General features: G+C 31.7%; 17 protein-coding genes. 15 read left to right on the top strand and 2 right to left on the bottom strand.

Translation table 11 applies throughout. The features are described 5' to 3' along the window. The first annotated feature begins 9 nt into the window (after positions 1-9). The 6 genes from ACTPNM_RS12450 to ACTPNM_RS12475 all read left to right on the top strand — a co-directional run bounded on the left by ACTPNM_RS12450 (position 10) and on the right by ACTPNM_RS12475 (position 6,988). Positions 10-837, top strand: a complete 828-nt coding sequence (locus ACTPNM_RS12450) for an alpha/beta hydrolase (protein WP_440122126.1) — start codon at positions 10-12, stop codon at positions 835-837. Between the two features lie 27 nt (positions 838-864). After that, positions 865-1,173 (top strand): nuclear transport factor 2 family protein, encoded by a 309-nt coding sequence (locus tag ACTPNM_RS12455; protein WP_440122127.1) that lies wholly within the window; start codon positions 865-867, stop codon positions 1,171-1,173. 354 nt (positions 1,174-1,527) lie between these two features. Further along, positions 1,528-2,958 carry a 2-oxoadipate dioxygenase/decarboxylase HglS gene (gene hglS / locus ACTPNM_RS12460; RefSeq protein WP_440122128.1) on the top strand — a complete coding sequence of 477 codons (1,431 nt, stop codon included), beginning with the start codon at positions 1,528-1,530 and terminating at the stop codon, positions 2,956-2,958. Between the two features lie 121 nt (positions 2,959-3,079). Then, positions 3,080-3,538: an Lrp/AsnC family transcriptional regulator gene (locus ACTPNM_RS12465; protein ID WP_241210203.1), complete on the top strand. Its 459-nt coding sequence runs from the start codon at positions 3,080-3,082 to the stop codon at positions 3,536-3,538. Positions 3,539-3,574: 36 nt separating this feature from the next. Then, positions 3,575-6,472: an FAD-binding and (Fe-S)-binding domain-containing protein gene (locus tag ACTPNM_RS12470; RefSeq protein ID WP_440122130.1), complete on the top strand. Its 2,898-nt coding sequence runs from the start codon at positions 3,575-3,577 to the stop codon at positions 6,470-6,472. A gap of 135 nt (positions 6,473-6,607) precedes the next feature. Next, positions 6,608-6,988: a hypothetical protein gene (locus tag ACTPNM_RS12475; RefSeq protein WP_440122131.1), complete on the top strand. Its 381-nt coding sequence runs from the start codon at positions 6,608-6,610 to the stop codon at positions 6,986-6,988. On the opposite strand, the gene ctlX is transcribed toward ACTPNM_RS12475, so the two are convergent. After that, the gene (ctlX, locus tag ACTPNM_RS12480; protein WP_440122133.1) at positions 6,985-7,920 is read right to left on the bottom strand and encodes a citrulline utilization hydrolase CtlX; all 936 of its coding nucleotides are present in this window, start codon (positions 7,918-7,920) and stop codon (positions 6,985-6,987) included. The genes ACTPNM_RS12475 and ctlX overlap by 4 nt on opposite strands. 157 nt (positions 7,921-8,077) lie before the next feature. On the opposite strand from ctlX, the gene ACTPNM_RS12485 reads away from it, so the two are divergent. Then, entirely contained in the window at positions 8,078-8,563 is a 486-nt protein-coding gene (locus ACTPNM_RS12485; protein ID WP_440122134.1) for a DUF2938 domain-containing protein, read from the top strand. 98 nt (positions 8,564-8,661) lie between these two features. Here ACTPNM_RS12485 and ACTPNM_RS12490 read toward each other — a convergent pair whose 3' ends face one another. Further along, on the bottom strand, positions 8,662-9,705 hold the full coding sequence (locus ACTPNM_RS12490; RefSeq protein WP_440122136.1) for a flavin-containing monooxygenase: 1,044 nt from the start codon (positions 9,703-9,705) through the stop codon (positions 8,662-8,664). Between the two features lie 320 nt (positions 9,706-10,025). Between ACTPNM_RS12490 and ACTPNM_RS12495 the strand changes: the two genes are divergently transcribed. The 8 genes from ACTPNM_RS12495 (at position 10,026) to ACTPNM_RS12530 (ending at position 15,988) form a co-directional block, all read left to right on the top strand. After that, positions 10,026-10,754 carry a DUF4272 domain-containing protein gene (locus ACTPNM_RS12495; protein ID WP_440122137.1) on the top strand — a complete coding sequence of 243 codons (729 nt, stop codon included), beginning with the start codon at positions 10,026-10,028 and terminating at the stop codon, positions 10,752-10,754. Between the two features lie 67 nt (positions 10,755-10,821). After that, positions 10,822-11,400, top strand: a complete 579-nt coding sequence (locus tag ACTPNM_RS12500) for a DUF1566 domain-containing protein (protein ID WP_440122139.1) — start codon at positions 10,822-10,824, stop codon at positions 11,398-11,400. Positions 11,401-11,410: 10 nt separating this feature from the next. Further along, positions 11,411-11,965 (top strand): GNAT family N-acetyltransferase, encoded by a 555-nt coding sequence (locus ACTPNM_RS12505; protein WP_440122140.1) that lies wholly within the window; start codon positions 11,411-11,413, stop codon positions 11,963-11,965. Between the two features lie 58 nt (positions 11,966-12,023). Then, entirely contained in the window at positions 12,024-12,407 is a 384-nt protein-coding gene (locus ACTPNM_RS12510) for a hypothetical protein (protein WP_440122141.1), read from the top strand. Between the two features lie 108 nt (positions 12,408-12,515). Beyond that, on the top strand, positions 12,516-13,532 hold the full coding sequence (locus ACTPNM_RS12515; RefSeq protein WP_440122142.1) for a TQO small subunit DoxA domain-containing protein: 1,017 nt from the start codon (positions 12,516-12,518) through the stop codon (positions 13,530-13,532). Positions 13,533-13,728: 196 nt separating this feature from the next. Next, the gene (locus tag ACTPNM_RS12520; protein ID WP_440122143.1) at positions 13,729-14,172 is read left to right on the top strand and encodes a DUF6892 domain-containing protein; all 444 of its coding nucleotides are present in this window, start codon (positions 13,729-13,731) and stop codon (positions 14,170-14,172) included. 29 nt (positions 14,173-14,201) lie between these two features. Beyond that, a complete protein-coding gene (locus tag ACTPNM_RS12525; RefSeq protein ID WP_440122144.1) occupies positions 14,202-15,461 on the top strand; it encodes a hypothetical protein in 1,260 nt (419 codons plus the stop codon). 14 nt (positions 15,462-15,475) lie between these two features. Further along, positions 15,476-15,988 carry a M23 family metallopeptidase gene (locus ACTPNM_RS12530; protein WP_274640511.1) on the top strand — a complete coding sequence of 171 codons (513 nt, stop codon included), beginning with the start codon at positions 15,476-15,478 and terminating at the stop codon, positions 15,986-15,988. Position 15,989 lies beyond the last annotated feature (1 nt).

A 15,989-nucleotide genomic window follows, 5' to 3' on the forward strand; every position in this document is an offset into this window, starting at 1 on the left:
ATTAGCAATATGAAACAGAAAACTTTATTACTTGTTGCTCTATTAATCGCTTTTTCAACCTTTGCTCAAAATATTCCTAAAAAAATTAATGAGAGTGACTTTTCCATCGGAAAAACTGTTCAAATAAAATCGACTATTTTAAAAGAAGATAGAACACTAAATATTTATTTTCCTACAAGCTACGTTATTGATAAATCAAAAAAGTATCCAGTGATTTATTTATTAGATGGTTCTAAAGATGAAGACTTTATTCACATTGCTGGAATTGTACAATTTGGTTCTTTTCCATGGATAAATATGCTTCCTGAAGCTATAGTAGTTGGTATTGGAAATGTAGATAGAAAAAGAGACTTTACATATCCTTCTTCTATAGAAATTGACCAAAAAGAATTTCCTACTTCAGGGAAATCTGAAAAGTTTATTCAATTTCTTAAAAAAGAACTCCTTCCTTTTATAGATACTAACTACAGAACTACAAATAATAAAACACTAATTGGACAATCACTTGGAGGACTTTTAACTACAGAAGTTTTATTTAAAACCCCTAACCTTTTTAATAACTATATAATTGTAAGCCCCAGTCTTTGGTGGGATGCTGAAAAACTTTTAATCTTTACACCAGTAAAGTACGACACTAAGAAGAGTATATATATTGCAGTTGGTAAAGAAGGGCCAATCATGGAAAGAACTGCCAAAGAACTACATGATAAACTACTGAGTAAAAAAACTAAAAAGACGAAGCTTTATTTCGATTTTTTAGAAGACAAAACCCATGGAGATGCTTTACATGAAGCCGTGTACAATGCTTTTGAAAAAATATTTAAAGTAGAGAAATAACATAGACTATTCATAAAAAATAACATTATGCTTAAAATTATTTCAAGCCCTAACTGCGGAAATTCACCTAAAATGACATTCTTAAAAGAATTCAATATCGCCCTAGCAAAAGGAGAACTGGATTTTCTTACCGAAAGTGTTACCGATGAAATAGTTTGGAATATAGTTGGCGATAGAAAAATTGAAGGAAAGAAAGAGTTTATTAAAGAGTTAAAAAAAACAAAAGAGAAAAATGTAACTGAATTAACACTTAAACAAATCTTATCTCACGGAAAAGAAGGGGCTGTAAATGGAATCACTAAAACAGAAAACAAAAAAAGAGTATGCTTTTTCTAACTTTTATTTTTTCAAAGGGGCAAAAGGTGCTAAAATAAAATTAATAACATCGTATATCATTGAAAGTTAACAATGGTAAGAAACATTTAATTTACTGTTTAACAACATACACTCAATGCTTATTCTCTAATAGAATTAAAAACTCAAGAATATTTCACTAAGACTCATACAACTGGAATAAAGTCAAATTGACTTTTAAAAAACACTTTTTAGTAAAAAGTTGTCTTTTTGGTTTTAAAAAAAGCATTAACAAAAGCAAATCAACTCAAAATAAACACCAATAAAACAAAATTCATTTTTATTGACACTAAAAAAAATTAAATTCATTTAATTTGTAGCAAATCTCAATAAACTATGTCATCAAAAAATAAACTAGAAAGTTTTACTAATACGGCTGAAGGACTTGTCTCTCCAGAGTACATTCGTAACCGTTTCTCTAAAATTATGTCTGATATGTACAAGAAAGAGGTACCACTTTATGGTGATCTACTTGATTTGGTTCATGACATAAATGAAAACGTTCTTTCAGAGTCTAAAGAAATTGAAGAACAGTTAGCACATACAGGAGAATTAACTCGACTAAATATGGAACGTCACGGAGCAATCCGTCTAGGCAAACCCTATGAACTATTTACAATGAGACGTCTGTTTAAGGTTATGGGAATGTATTCTGTTGGTTACTATGATTTAGCCCCAGCTGGTGTTCCTGTTCACTCTACGGCGTTTAGAGCTATTGAAAGTACAGCTCTTAACCAAGCTCCATTCAGAGTTTTCACCTCTTTATTACGTTTAGATTTAATTGATGATGCTCAGCTTCGTAACAATGTTGAAACTATTTTAGAAAAACGTCAAATTTTTACAGAAAAAGTTTTAAAACTCATTGATAAATCCGAAAAAGAAGGAGGTTTAAATAAAGAAGATGCCGAAACCTTTGTTCAAGAAGCATTAGAAACTTTTCGTTGGCACGATACTGCTACTGTAGATTATGAAATGTACGAAGCTTTACTAAATCAACACAGATTAATTGCTGATGTTGTTGCTTTCAAAGGACCTCACATCAACCATCTAACCCCTAGAACTTTAGACATAGACAAGGTACAAGTAAGTATGGAGGATCGTAATATTCCACCAAAAGACAATATAGAAGGACCTCCTGCAAGAAAATGCCCTATTTTACTACGTCAAACAAGTTTTAAGGCATTGACCGAAAAAGTAACTTTTAAAAACAATGTTGAAAAAGAGGAAATAGGTGAACACAAAGCTCGTTTTGGTGAGATTGAACAACGTGGTGTAGCGTTAACTCAAAAAGGACTTGATTTGTATCATGAACTGTTAGGTAAAACACGTAAAGCCATTGGTGGATCACCAACTGCCGAAAATGCCTCAGAATACAATAAATTATTAGCAGAAAATTTTAAAGTTTTCCCTGATAACTACGAAGAGTTACAATCAAAAAAATTGGCTTACTTCCATTACTTTACCACCGATAAAGTAAAAACCTTACCTAAAGATAAAGTGTACACAAAAGAAGATGTAAACCAATTATTAGAGGATGGTTATTTAAGCATAGAACCTATGGTTTACGAAGACTTCTTACCTGTAAGTGCAGCAGGAATTTTTGCTTCAAACTTAGGTACAGATGATGCTAAGCGTGAATATGAAGGCACTTCTAATCAATCATTATTTGAAAAAGATTTAGGTGAACCTGTTTATAAGTTAACAAAATGGTATGAAGATATGCAAAATGAAAGCATACAAAACTGCTTAGCTGTAATAAATGCTTAATCATAAAATAGAATATTGAAAAAGTGTAGCCGTATATTTGCATTATCGGCTACACTTTTTTTCGTTAAAAACGATTGTTTATCTTGTAGCTTATATTAAGTTTATTCTAACAAAATTATTTTTGGAAAATCAATTTGATTATATAGACAAACAAATACTTTCAAAATTACGTTTAGACGCTCGTAAAGCCTATTCACAAATTGCGGAAGAATTAAAAGTTTCCAACTCCTTAATTCATCAACGCATTAAAAAGCTTACTGCCGAAGGGGTAATTAAAAATGCTGAGTTTGTTTTAGAAGAAAAGAACTTAGGTTATAAAACCAAATCATACACAGGTATCCGATTACGTGAAGCTCGCTTTGCTAAAGAAGTAATGCATGAGTTGGAAAAAATACCCGAAATAACCGAATGTAACTTTGTTTCCGGTTACTACGCTATTTTTATTTTAATCTTTGCTAGAGACAATGAACATTTACAAAAAATACTATACGATAACGTACATTTAATCAAAGGAGTGGCAGGAACCGATACTTTTATATGTTTCGATACCTGTTTTAAGCGTCACATTCCAATAGAATAATTAACAACACTACCCACATTTTAGGCATTTAAGATAATGGTACAAACTACACAACTAGAAACGTTCAAAAAATCATTAACTGGCGAACTATTTTTTGACGACCTACATAAAAACATTTACGCAACCGATGCTTCAGTATATCGTAAAATCCCACTAGCTGTTGCCTACCCTAAGAATATACAAGATATTCAACTGTTAATTGATTTTGCTACCAAGAACAATATTACCTTAATTCCTCGTACTGCAGGAACTTCGTTAGCTGGACAATGTGTAGGAGATGGAATTGTTGTTGACGTTTCTAAACACTTTACCAACATATTGGCTTTTGATGAAATTAACAAAACCATTACCGTAGAACCAGGAATTATTCGTGATGATTTAAACCGCTTCCTAAAACCATTCGGATTGTTTTTTGGTCCGAATACCTCAACCTCTAACCGTTGTATGATTGGTGGAATGGTAGGTAACAACTCTTCAGGAAGTACTTCTATTCGTTACGGAGTTACCCGTGATAAAGTCATTGCTATTCAAGGTTTGTTAAGTGATGGAAGTGAAATTACTTTTTCTGAAATTACTTCGGCAGAATTCAACCAAAAGAAAATAGAAAATTCGTTAGAAGGAAACATCTATCGTGCTATTTATACTGAACTTTCTCAAGAAGCTATTCAGCAAGAAATTAAAAAAGAATTCCCAAAGGAAAGCATTCACCGAAGAAATACAGGCTATGCTGTTGATGAGTTTTTAACTTCCGATTTATTTGGCGGAACTGAACCAACTATCAACCCTGCTAAGTTTTTATCAGGAAGTGAGGGTACTTTAGTATTTTCAACCGCTATTACCATTCAACTAGACGACTTACCTCCTATCCAAAGTATTATGGTGTGTCCACATTTTACTAGTGTAAATGAAAGTTTAAAAGCTACCGTTACTACCATGAAACACAAACTCTATGCTTGTGAATTGATGGATAAAGTAATTTTAGACTGCACTAAAAACAATCGCGAACAAGCAAAGAATCGTTTCTTTTTACAAGGTGATCCTGAAGCTGTATTAATGTTAGAAGTTTCTGCCGATACCATTGAAGAAGCAGAAATACTAGCCGATAAACTTATTGAAGATTTAAAAGCAAACAACTTTGGATACCACTACCCTAAAGTGTATGGTGAAGACATTGCTAAAGTACATCAACTACGAAAAGCTGGTTTAGGATTATTAGGAAATATAGTGGGAGACGATAAAGCAGTAGCTTGTATTGAAGATACTGCCGTAGCCCTAGAAGATTTACCTACCTATATTGAGGAATTCACTAAAATTATGGATAAATATCAACAAAGAGCAGTGTATTATGCACATGCAGGAGCTGGTGAGTTACATTTACGTCCTATTTTGAATTTAAAGAAAAAGGAAGATGTAGTACTTTTTAGGAAAATAACTACTGAAACTGCTGAGTTAGTTAAGAAATATCAAGGATCCTTTAGTGGTGAACATGGTGATGGTATTGTGCGTGCAGAGTTTATTCCATTGATGATAGGTGATAAAAACTATCAACTATTACGAAGAATAAAAAAGGCATTCGATCCAAATAACGTATTCAACAAAGGAAAAATTACGGATGCTTTTCCGATGGATCAAAGTTTACGTTATGAAATTGACAGAAATGAACCTGAGATAGAAACCATTCAAGATTTTTCAGATAGCGAAGGTATTTTAAAACTAGCTGAAAAATGTAACGGTTCAGGTGATTGTCGTAAATCTCCTGAAGCTGGGGGAACACTCTGCCCAAGTTACCGAGCTACTCGTAACGAAAAGGAAACTACGCGAGCAAGAGCCAATACATTACGTGAAGTATTAACCAATAATACTGGTAAAAACAAGTTCGATTCTAAAGAATTAAAAAATATTCTCGACCTATGTTTAAGCTGTAAAGCTTGTGCTAGTGAATGTCCGAGTAATGTAGATATTGCTTCGATGAAAGCAGAATTCTTATACCAATATCAAGAAACAAACGGGTATTCTTTCCGCAGTAAATTGTTTGCTAACAATTCCAAATACAATAAATTAGGAAGTAAGTTCCCTGTGCTAACGAATTTCTTTACCAATACTACCCTAGCTAAAAAAGTTATGGGAGTTGCTACAGAACGTTCTGTTCCTAAATTAGCTAAACAACCATTAAGTACTTGGTTGAAAAAATACCAATCGACAAACTCAAAAAAAACCGTGTATCTCTTTAATGATGAATTTACCAACTTCTACGATACTGAAATTGGTAAAGACACTGTAATTGTGTTAGAAAAGCTAGGATACGAAGTAAAAACTGTAGATCATGAAGAAAGCGGACGTAGTTATATATCTAAAGGTTTTTTAAAGGATGCTAAAGAAATTGCTAATAAGAATGTTACGATTTTTAAAGAATTAATTTCTGAAGAAACACCACTCGTTGGAATTGAGCCTTCTGCTATTTTAACGTTTAGAGATGAATACTTACGTTTAGCAGATGATAAAGTATCTGCCAAAAAGCTTTCTGAAAATTGTTTTACTATTGAAGAGTTTTTAGCGAACGAACATGCTAATGGTTCTATAGATACAACTAAGTTTAGTAACGAAACAAAGGAACTTAAAATACATGGGCATTGTCATCAAAAAGCATTGTCTAGTACACATGCTTCTTTTTCTATATTAAATATTCCTAAGAACTATAAAGTAACAATTATGAATACCGGTTGTTGCGGTATGGCTGGATCTTTTGGATATGAAAAAGAGCATTATAAAGTAAGTATGCAAGTGGGGGAAGATACGTTGTTTCCTAAAGTTAGAAATTGTTCGGTTGATACTGAAATAGTAGCCGCTGGTACGAGTTGCCGCCATCAAATTTATGACGGAACAAAGCGTATAGCAAAACACCCAGTAACAATTTTAAGAGAAGCTTTACTATAAATAATTGATTTTCATATCATTATTTTGTACTTTTAAGACGATTAACTCTTAAAATGTACTATTATGGCGAGCAATAAAATCATATTTAGCAATGCGCTGCTAATTTTTGCGGGCATTGTTGGCTTCTTTCTAATTATGAAAATTTTTGGATTGGAAGATGTTTCCGAACTGCGTTTTTTAAACTTTGCTTTCGTTCTTTATGGTATTAACAGAGCTATAAAAACCAATATCATTATAAACCACGAATCGTTATATTTTAGCAATTTTTTATTAGGAATTGGAACCTCTATAATTGCTGTAGCCTTAACCATTTTAGGCCTTATTATATATGTAGATTTTATAGATGCTGGTTTTATGACAATACTTGAACAGTCTTCTTTCTGGGGGCAGAACTTAAGTTTACCACTAGTTGTATTTGCATTAGCTATTGAAGGGATTGCTTCTTCAGTAATCTGTTCTTTTATCTTAATGCAGTACTATAAAAACTATAAAGTTTCAAATACAATGGTTGCTTAGGCTCTTGGTAAAAAAACCTCAGCCATCATGCAACGAGCACTTCCACCACCACAGGTTTCTATAGTTTCTAGAGAGCTGTGTAGTATTTTGCTGTGCTTTTCTATAGCTTTAACTTGATTAGAATTCAACGAATTAAAAGCAGAGGAACTCATTATTAAGTAACGTTCATCGTTCATTCCTTTAACTTGTAACATATTTCCTGCAAATTGTGTTACTTGTTGTTCTGAGATGGCAATAACTTCTTTTCCATCCGACTTTAAGTGCTTTAATAAGTTTTTCTTTTCTTTTTTATCATCTATCGAATCTAAACATACCACCGCAAAACTTTCCGCAACACACATCATTACGTTTGTATGATAAATAGCTTCTCTCTTTCCCCCAACTGTTTGGTTTGCTGTAAAAATTACAGGAGTATATTCAAAATCTTCGCAAAATTCAATAAACAGCTCTTCATCTGCACGAGGAGATAAAGCACAATACGCTTTTCTGTTGTGCCTATCTAAGATCATACTTCCAGTTCCTTCTAAGAAAACCTCCTCCTCTTCTGCTTCAGAGTAGTCTACAACATTTTCTATTACAAACCCTTTTTCTTCCAAAATCTCTAGTACATCTTCTCTACGCTCTAAACGTCTATTATCTGCAAACATTGGATAGATAGCAACATCTCCATTTTCATGAAAAGAAATCCAATTATTTGGAAACAATGCATCGGGTGTATTTGGTTCTTTAGTATCTTCAACAACTACTACAGTAACACCAATAGCTTCCAACTTTTCTACAAAAGAATCAAATTCTTCTTGTGCCTTAGCATTAATTGATGCAGGTAACATTCCTGACAATTCTTGTTGGTAATAATTATTTACTGCTGTTTGTTCATTCATCCTAAAACTTGCAGGACGAACCATTACTATTGTATTTGTTGTTTGTTGCATACTGCGAATGTAATAAGATTTTGGTTTGTTTTAACAACCAAAACAGTAAAGAGAAGCTACTAAATTTAGTTAAGTTGTATTAATTTATCCTATTATTTCTCCGTTTTGTCCTATCACCACATTCTTCACCCATTTTACTTTTGTCTAAAAAAACAACATGAATAATTTATTTCAAACAATTTTAATAGGTATTGGAGCAACAGCAACTATGGATATTTACTCCATAATCTTGAATTACTTTGGTATAAAAACTCTTAACTACAAGTTTCTAGGCCGCTGGATTGGATATTTTTTTGATGGTAAGTTTTCTCACCATACAATATTTACCGCTCCCTCTATAAAACACGAACATATAATTGGCTGGATTGCACACTATACGATTGGAATTATGTTCGCTTTACTTTTAGTACTTATTTTTGATAAAAAATGGCTTGAGAACCCTACTCTTTTACCAGCTTTAATCATAGGGATAGTAACTGTTATAGCTCCTTTCTTTTTTATGCAACCTGCTTTCGGACTAGGTATTGCCGCTTCTAATGTTCCTGACCCAATCAAAGCTAGAGTAATGAGCTTAATTACACATACCGTATTTGGTTTTGGATTATTTTTAAGTGCAAAGATTTTAAATATTCTAATTAAGTAATTAGACTTATTTTTAAGAGAAGTATCCTTAATTTTATAAACCTATCTAACAAAACCACTAAATAATACTTTTAGTGGTTTTGTTATTATACTTAAAATTTATTTTTTACTAATTACATCAGCCAAATAACTTGCATCTTTTGATACACCTCCCAGAGTAGCAGAACCACGTGTATACATCCAAGGTAAACCTATAAAATACAATCCATCAATATTACTTACTCCTCTATAATTTTTTGGATAATTATCTGAATCTAACTCCAAACCTTCTATCCATTTAAAGTTAGGACGATATCCTGTTGCCCAAATAATATTTTTTATTGATGTTACTTTTTTATTTTCAAAAACAACTTCATTATCTAACGCATCTTTGGTTCTTCCTACAGTAACTACATTTTCACGGGATAAAATTTCTTTTACATCAGTACCAATTACAGGTTGCAACGATGTGCTTATTTTTTTTCCTATCCAACTGTACTTGTTAAACTTTAAAAAGCCTATAAGCGTAAACCACCACCATAGAGTTTTACCTAAAAATTGCTGAGGTAAGGTTTTCACCTTTGTATCACCGGAAAAATAAACCGTTTTTGATTTTTTATCCTTAGATATTTCATCCAGAATTTGGTATCCAGAATCTCCTCCTCCAACAACTAAAACATCTCCTTCTTGTAACTGTTTACTATTTTTATAGTAATTACTGTGCATTTGTAATACTTCTTCAGATAGTTTAGTATGACAAGGAGGTGTGTACGGTATATGAAATGGTCCGGTTGCTACAATTATATTCTTAGCTAGAATTTCTCCTTCATTATAGATTACATGAAATCCTTTAGTCGATTTTTTTACAGAAGTAACTAATGTGTTTAGTTGTACAGGAATGTCAAACTTCTTCACATACGATTTAAAGTAATCGCTAACCTCATATTTAGATGGATAATGCCCTTTAGGAGCGTTAAATTTTAAACCAGGTAAGTGATTATATTCTGTTGGTGTAAATAGTTTTAAAGAATCCCATCTATTTAGCCAAGAGGCTCCTATTTCTTCTTCTCCATCTACTACTATAAAACTTTTTTCCATCTTTTTTAAGTGGTAAGCCATGGATAAGCCTGCTTGTGCACCACCTATAATCACAAAATCTAACATCTAAAATCATTTTCATTAAGAGCTCAAATATAGATACTTTAAACAAGCGCGTCAAACTTTTCTCGAAACTGTAAATCCTCCTAAAACCATAGAACTATCATTTTCAACACATTAATCTAATTACAAGCAAAATAACTTAAGTTTTGTTTATACGAATAAAAGCATGTAACCAAATAATCTCAATTTATAAAGGCAGTTGTAACACAAAATTCTTATCAATCTTTGCTATATTTTAACAAACTTTATATCAATACCTGTTGCTTTTATAAATATTTTCACCAAAAAATAAGCTATAATTTTAAAACATAAAAAAACAAACTATGGGATGGTTTAACAGGAAAAAAACTTCAAAAAATAATACCCCTAAACCTAAAGTAACTCAAAGAGATTCTTCAACAATTAGATCTCAATCAATTGCTACTTGTCTTGACGCTGGATTTCGTCCTGCAAGTTCTCTTCCTACAATCAGAGAAACAAAGTTAAGACCTGCTGACGAAATTGCAGGAAGACTCCACGCTATAAAAGCTCTTGTTTTATGGCTTATGGTGCCTTCAGAAAACTTACCTGACGAAAAAATAATTAACTTCATTAATCAAAATAAACTTCTTGGTTACATGACCACAGAAGAAAAAGAAATACTTGATGCTTCTAGAAATGATATTGAGTTAAGAAGTTCTATTGGTTGGAAGTTTGAAAACACATGGCCACTTGCTTGGTACTTTGGTTATGATGAACCTGAGATCTCTGGTCAAATGATGACAGGAGAGCAAATGCAGGAAATCTTAATAAATCATACATGCTCACTTGATACTTTAATTAGTGATTGGCTTCCTCAGCAACACACTCTAGAGAAAGAAAAACTGGTAGAAAAAGAGGATTTATTTTACTGCTTACACAATGCAGTAAGAAGTGCTCAACTAGGAGGAAACACTGCTCCTGATAGCTTCGACCCTATTGGAAATGGAGGAGTTATACATGAACGTAGACATTCATTAACATGGATGCTTTCTAACGGTACTGAATGGGAAGATACCGATCTTAGCACATAAACTTAAATAAAACAAGAGAAGTTAATTTATAGACTCATAAATTTGTAAAAATTGAAATTTTAAGAAAATGAGAATACTTATCCTTGCTGTTTTACTACTTAACTTTTCTTCATGTAAGAACTCTAAAAAAGAAAATAACGAAGCTAAAAAGAAACCTGAAGTAAAAGTAGAAAAAGTTACTGCTGATAACAACCAAAAGACTATTGATTCTACTCTAATTGTGCTAGACTCTACTACAAACTTGGTTTGGATGAAAAAAGATTTTAGTACAATTGAGAAAAGGTTTTTAAATAAATGGAATGAAGTTTTTGAGTGGCAAGAACAAATGAACTCTATTAACTATGCAGGATTCAGCGACTGGAGAGTTCCTAGTATAAAAGAATATCGATCTATCAATAAAAATAAAAAAGACAGAATTAATTATAAACAAGTATTTACAGAAATTGACTCTACTTTTTTTTGGGGAAAAGGAGCTTATGCTTTCTGGAGTTCAACAACACCTAATAAAAACACTGCCAGCTACATAAGTTTTAAAGAAGGGTTTGCTGTATCTGGAAACAGAGAAAAAATTATAACATACACAAAAAAGGATAAAGGAAAATCGTTTGGTATGAGTGTTAGATTAGTTAGAAATAAAGTCAATTAAAATATTCACAATGATTGTTAGAAAAGCTACTACCAAAGACACCAAAGAAATTGCTTCTTATATGTTATTAGCAATGGAAGACATTGTTTATAAATTTATAGGAGAAAGTTCTACAGAGAAAGCACTTCATTTTTTAGAATCGTTAATTATTCAAGAAAACAATCAGTACTCTTACGAAAACTGTTGGGTTATAGATAGCGACAATAAAACTATTGCCGCAACTAACATCTATAATGGTGCAGATTTAAAAGAGCTGAGAAAACCAGTAGCTTCATTGCTAAAAAAGATGTTTAACCAAGAACTAACATATGAAGACGAAACCCAGTCTGGAGAATATTATATTGATTGTATTGGTGTAAACCCTAACTACCAAGGTAAAGGCATTGGTTCTAAAATATTACAATTCTTAATCAATGAATATGTCCATAAAAAGAACGAAACATTAGGTCTTTTAGTAGATAAAGAAAATCCTAATGCTAGAAAATTATATTTAAAACTTGGCTTTAAAGTTGTTGGTGAAAAAGTATTAGCAGGTAAAGAAATGGAACATTTGCAAATACAATAACTTTATTAAGAAAACTATAACAAACTACACTCGGTTTATTTTATAAGTTTACAACAATATGAGAAAACTTTACAAAACTTTTAATATATCTACTCTATTCTCTGCAATAGGGTTAGTTATTTTATTACTGTTTTCTCCTTGTAAAGTTAGAAACTTTATACAAGCAGAACTTAATATTCCTCAAACAGAGGTTTCTAACAAAAGTCAAACAACACACAGTCAAATAAACTGCTATGATAGTGAAATTACTGATGCTTCATTAGTACAAATAGTATCTTATAGTAAAACTTCACCAGCTTTTCTGAATAAAGCTTTTAACTTCTCTCCTCGCCTTATTGAGAGCCTCCCTAGAAAAACAATAAGCAATTATCAAAAAAAGAGACATGTAACATCTTTAATTCCTCTTTATATTTTATTTAAAAACTTTAAAGCCCACCTTTAGCCTCCTCTTCTTAACAAATAAAAATAATAACCTACATAATACTTACTTATGTAGCTATCACTTGTACTATAAAACTACAAATAGTATCAGTCTTAATACAAAAATATAATGATTAACAACAATATAAAAAACGATTCAGGGCTTTTGGCTCTGGCAATACGGTTAGTTATTGGTTGGACCTACTTCTCTGCTTTTTGGAGAAGAACAGTTTTAGCCGATAAACTTGATCCTGAAGTAGCAGGATACATTGGAGAGAAGTTTAACCATTTCCTCCCTAATGCATTAGGTATTAAACCTCTAATTCAATATTTAGTAGAAAACCCAGACATTCTATGGTTAAATATGGTAATATTTACCATTATTGAAGGAATTGTAGGACTATTCATCATTTTTGGTTTATTTACCAGAATAATGAGTATTGGTGTATTCGGTCTTGCTATGGGAATTCTTTTGGGTTCTGGTTGGATAGGAACAACATGCCTTGACGAATGGCAAATTGGTGTGCTTGGAATAGCTACAGGACATGTACTCTTTTTAACAGGAAGCGGTAAATACTCACTAGATAACTACTTTATAAAAAACAACTTATACTTCACTAAAAAGAAATGGTTTGCATGGTTAGGATCAGGTATTTTACCGATTAAAAACCATCTTTTCCCAAGATTTGTTTTAATAGGTTCCTTAGCAATTTTAGGAATAACTTTATTTACAAATCAAGTATTTCATGGTGGAGTTTGGGGAACGCTTCATAATAAATCGGTTAAACCTAAATTAGAAATAACAAAAGGAAAAATTAATAACGATACACTTTCTTTTGATGTTTTTAGAACAGAAGGAGTTGATGTATATGGTTCTTGGGTTATTGCAATAGATTTATTAGATCAGAATAACAATAGTATTGCTCAATATTCGCAAAAAGAATTAGCTTCTTTAGCTAATCAAAATATATTAAATTATTACGTTGCTAAAATAAAACCTGGTAAACATAGTTTAATTGTTCCTTTGGGAGCTAAAGCAAAAATGACTTTTAAAAACCCTACCTTCTCAAACCTTTCTAACGGAACATATACCGTAAAAATAACAGATATTAGTGGTGCGTTTTGGACACATCAAATAACTAAATAAACCTAAAACGCAATAGTGATTGTTTTCACTATTGCGTTTCTTTCAAAACTTCAATTATTTCCCAAAAACCAACCTTATACTTTTTTTAACAAATTTCATATCGATTACTTTTTCTTTTGTAAATAATTTCACCAAAAAAAGCTATTAAGTGTTTCTTACACTTAACTTCTCATTAAATAAATATAAAAAGTAGACTATGAACAATCAATTAAATTTTAAAGAATTAAACTTTAAACTAGCTATAATTAACGAGTTAATGTACGTTCAAGAAGTGTTACAACCTAAATTAGAGGTATATGAGTTTATAGAAAAACAGCGGAACTTAACTTCTTCAGAAGCTTATGATATTATTGAAGAAGAAGGCTATGAAATAATTCCAGAGGTATTACAATACTTTAAAAACTTAGAAATTACTTCTGAAATGGTTGAAAACATTGAAGAGTTACACATGGATGGAGGTGATGAAATTTACGGTCAAATCATTCCTTTTTGGGATGGTGAAGATGATGTATTTAGTGTAAACTCTGCTGTTGATGCTAAACTACTTCCTAACTTAAAAAGTGTCTCTCTTCTTTATAGCGAGAATGAATCACTTTTAGAAGATTTTCAAGAAAAAGGAATTGAAGCTGATTGGCTTTAAGAAAGTAAAAACATATTTAAAAGTATATAATGGAAACTAGTAACGCAAACGACAAAAAAATACAACAAGAGTGGTATAACATTGGCGAAACATACGCTACTGAGGTTAACAAAATGGTTGCTTTTGGTGAAGAACATGGTTGGGAGAACTGGAAAGGTAAAGAGCCAGAAGACAATCGTGACCATTTAGCTGATACTGTAGTACAAAAATTAAAAGAAGCCAATAAAACTGGACGTATTGAAGAGTTCAGAAAGCAATATCCGCCCGCTCATACTCCGTTAATAAAATATTTTAAAGAGAAAGGACAAAGCATTGAACAACTATGTTTTATTGAGGATGAAAAAATTGTTTTCATTGTTGGTACTTCCTATCAGAAGAGACAAGCATATATTCTAGACAACAAAACACTAATCAAATTAGACGATACTATCGAAGCCATTGGAAAGTCTCATCAAAATAACATTTTTACTGTTAAAACACCTGGTATATTAATTACTCGTAAAGAATGGGATGGAGAGATTATCGAAACATTTGAATTAGGAGACATAAATAAGTTAGGTATTTCAAATATGACGCCTTTTAATGATGGTAAAAAAGTACTTGTCACAACTTCTGAAGGGATATATCTTGTTTCTAAAAACTCAATAAACATGATACATCCTGAACCTGATTTAGAAGATGAAGAATGGGACTCATATATAGCTATGGAAAACGCTACTTTATCAAATAACAATAAATATATTGTAGTCGGCGATCAATCTTTCGACCATCGAGTAATGGACAGCGAAGGAAATCAAATCGGAGAAATAGGTCCACAATCTTCATACCCTCATTTTTGTCTTTTTTCTAAAGACGACAAGCAACTTATTGCAAATTCTTGCCATTTTTATAATGGAATTACTATTGGAGTAGATACTGACAACTTAAATGGAATAGAAGTTGAATCTTATGTAGATGAAGCTGATAACTTTAAAGTTATTGATGATGAAATGAGAGTTTATGTTGGTACAACTACTAAAGATTACTATATCTTAGGAGATGCATATGGGTATATTAAAGCGTTTGACAAAAACGGGAACTGTATTTGGAGGCATTTTTTAGGATCTACCATAAGTGGTATTGCAATTTCTGACGATGAACAAACTTTATGGGTAGGTTCTTACACTGGGTTTGTTCACAAATTAAGACTAGGTAAAGGACATAGAGATACACACGCAATAGGCAATGGAGATCATTACGAAGATTTCAGATTAATTCTATGGAAAGAAGAAACAGAACTTTGGTGGTAAAACTATAAAACAACGTGTTTAAAATAAAAAAGAAACTACTTATTCTTTTAATAATTCTATTAACAGGCTTTTTAATTCCTCAAAACTTAAAAATTCCTGTTAATGGAGCTACCAAATCTGATTATAATCCAAAATCATTTTGGTATTATCCTTGGGGAAAATCAGTTACCCATAAAGGAGTTGATATTTTTGCTAAAAAAAATACTAAAATAACCTCATCAACCTATGGATTAGTTTTATTTTCTGGAAAAATAAGTATAGGCGGAAATATTGTAGTTATACTAGGTCCTAAATGGAGATTACACTACTATGCTCATTTAGAAGAGGTAAAAACAACTTCTTTAAGTTTTGTAAATAATAATTCGGAAATTGGAACAGTTGGTACTAGTGGAAATGCTGTGGGGAAAGCTCCCCACCTACACTATTCCATTTTATCTCTAATTCCGTATGTTTGGAAAGTTGATTCAGACAGACAAGGATGGAAAAAAATGTTTTATCTAAATCCTATTGATTACTTAGAAGAATAAC

Source organism: Tenacibaculum sp. Ill (assembly GCF_051938915.1).
GTDB lineage: Bacteria > Bacteroidota > Bacteroidia > Flavobacteriales > Flavobacteriaceae > Polaribacter > Polaribacter larymnensis.